The sequence below is a fragment of the Vibrio sp. V03_P4A6T147 genome (genome assembly GCF_002241085.1).
Classification (GTDB): Bacteria; Pseudomonadota; Gammaproteobacteria; order Enterobacterales; family Vibrionaceae; genus Vibrio; species Vibrio anguillarum.
In genome coordinates this window covers 1-2408 of the sequence record NZ_NDIO01000043.1, presented here as the reverse complement: position 1 = coordinate 2408, position 2408 = coordinate 1, and the positions used below count along the sequence as shown (strand labels likewise).

The following is a 2408-nucleotide window of genomic DNA, read 5'->3' as shown; positions in this document are numbered from 1 at the left end:
ACTGACATACAACTTAGTCAGATATCAAATGGTGCAGATGTGTAATACGTTGAATGGAGACTACTTGCCATACCAACTTAGCTTCAATGGAGCGTTAGCCCACATCATGCGCCTAATAGTGGGGCTTCCCTACTCGTCACCGGGAGCCATACCGAGGCAACTCCAAAACTTTTATGCAATGAGTGGGAGCTTAATACTTGAGCCAAGGCGAGAAAGAGCCTTCCCTAGAGTTGTGAAGAAAAAGCCAAGCCGATACCCTAGAAAATACAATGCCGCTCACCTTAAGTGAACGGCATTAGAACAAACGCTCTCTTTTGGATTAAGCTTAACCAGAAACTTATCGGGTCAACAGTGACTTCAATGAAAGTTCATCAGTACTATAGAGCTTGTGGCTAATCCAGTAACTGGCGATACCAATCATGATATACACAAATAAATTACCCCAACCAGCACCTTCAAAAGCCGTGAACATGTTTGAAGAAGTCATTAACTGCAACGGCAAGTTGAAAATCGCATGGTAAAACTCCCCTACAATGTCAGAATTCAGCATAACAATCGAGATCCATTTAAGTGCGAAACCGCCCACGAACATCACAAGGATCGGCGAATTAAATATCTGTGAAATAACTAAAGTAAAGCAGGCTAATGGAAGCATTGTCACAGCAATCACCCACATGATACTGAGGTAATTCAACCAGTGTTGAACGGCATATCCTAGAGAACGTTGTTCAAATAGTAGGGCTAAACGGTTTTCTGTCGCTAAGTTAAGCCCCCACAGCAGAACGTCCGCACAAATGACTAACACGGAACAGACCACAGGGATTACAAATAAGCCAAACCCCAGTTTCACTATGTAGGTCATATTGTTCGTCACTGGCATGCTGCGCCAGAACATAGAGCTTCCCTCTTTACGCTCCTTGCGGAATGTTCTGGGGAAATAGAGTGAACTGAGCATTAGCGAAATAAAACCAACAAGCATGATGATAAAGGTGTTGAAATCATCCACAAATTCGATATGGACATCACTGATGTCGCCACCAAATTCCATCTCAAAAAACAGGTTGTGTTGCAGTGTATTGTTCATTAACAAACTGATGAACAATAGGGTTCCGCATACCAATAGAAACAAAGGAATACGCGTAACATTTTTGTTTTCAATCAGCTCTTTTTCAAGCATATAAATACTGGGGTGCATTATGCGTTCTCCTTCTGCAAGGCAAGAAATAGTTCAGCAAGTTTTACACTGTAAATAGAACCAAGCCCTTCAACGGCTTGACGGTGTTCTGAAGTCAACAACCACTTTGTTGTTCCCAAGCTTGGCTGAGATGCCAAAGGACGATAGGTTTGGATAACGTCTTGATGTGCGTTACTGGCCTCTAGAACAAAATACCCTTGTGTAATCGCCTCCATTGAGTCTTGCAGCACGACCTTACCTTGCTTCAAGATCAGCACATCCGTTAGCAAATGTTCAATTTCCGATACTTCATGACTAGCAACAATCAAGGCACGCTCACCATCATGGAACCATTCGAGTAAGTGACGATAGAAGGTATCACGGTAGATTAGGTCCAAACCAAGAGTTGGCTCATCCAAAATCAGCACTTTGGTATCGGTGGCAATCACAATGGCTAAATGCAGTTGTACTTTCATCCCTTTTGATAAGGTACGAATTTTACTTGATAAACGAATGTTGGTTTGTGCAAGGACTTGCGTGGCCTTGTCTAACGAGAAGCTGGGATGCACGCCTGACGTATAACGCAAAATTTGTTTAACCGTCATCCAATCTGGCAACACATTGACGTCTGAAATGTAGGAAAGATGCGCCATCACTTGCGCATGTTCCGTAATCGGATTTAAGCCCTGGATCAAAATGTCACCTTGATAATGGTGAGCACCGAGCAACGACTTAATTAAGGTCGACTTGCCCGCACCATTATGTCCGAGCAAACCGAGCACCTGTCCTGCGTAGAGCTTAAAGCTCACATTCTGCAGAGCTTCCGACTCGGCATGCTTTGCGTACTGTTTAGATACACCGTTGACTTCGACTAATGGATTCATTGGTCACCTTCAATATGCTGTTGTAGTTGGTTGATAAAATCCTCAAGCGGCATCGCCAATAGCTTGAGTGTTTGTGCAATTTCTGGGATCTGTTGCTCTAAAAAGTGCTGCTTTTGTTTCGCCTGTAATTGCGCTAGCGCTCCTTTCGCGACATACATACCTTGACCTCGTCTTTTTTCAACAATGCCTTCGTCAACAAGCAGTTGATAGCCTTTCATGACAGTTAAGTGATTGATTTTCATATCTGCCGAAACGGTTCTTACCGAAGGCAACGCACTATCTTCTAGCCAAATACCTTGTAGGATCTGCTCGGTAATTTTGTCGGCTAGCTGACGGAATATGGGTTGGTT

3 protein-coding genes and 1 pseudogene are annotated in these 2408 nt (G+C 43.5%); 1 reads left to right on the top strand and 3 read right to left on the bottom strand.

Going from position 1 to position 2408, the window contains the following annotated elements:
- A pseudogene (locus B9J84_RS01620) lies at positions 1–289 on the top strand (IS4 family transposase); the annotation flags it as partial.
- 48 nt (positions 290–337) lie between these two features.
- Here the strand turns inward: B9J84_RS01620 and B9J84_RS01615 are convergent.
- The 3 genes from B9J84_RS01615 to B9J84_RS01605 all read right to left on the bottom strand — a co-directional run.
- Positions 338–1195, bottom strand: a complete 858-nt coding sequence (locus B9J84_RS01615) for a hypothetical protein (RefSeq protein ID WP_094123379.1) — start codon at positions 1193–1195, stop codon at positions 338–340.
- Entirely contained in the window at positions 1195–2058 is an 864-nt protein-coding gene (locus B9J84_RS01610; protein ID WP_094123378.1) for an ABC transporter ATP-binding protein, read from the bottom strand. The genes B9J84_RS01615 and B9J84_RS01610 overlap by 1 nt, the downstream gene beginning before the upstream one ends.
- Positions 2055–2408: GntR family transcriptional regulator (locus B9J84_RS01605; protein WP_143698822.1), on the bottom strand; the 354-nt coding region annotated here is incomplete at its 5' end. The genes B9J84_RS01605 and B9J84_RS01610, both read right to left, overlap by 4 nt.

Excerpts from the sequence above, each read along its gene's own strand:
- B9J84_RS01615 (WP_094123379.1), bottom strand. The coding sequence starts at position 1,195 with ATGCACCCCAGTATTTATATGCTTGAAAAAGAGCTGATTGAAAACAAA.
- B9J84_RS01610 (WP_094123378.1), bottom strand. The coding sequence starts at position 2,058 with ATGAATCCATTAGTCGAAGTCAACGGTGTATCTAAACAGTACGCAAAG.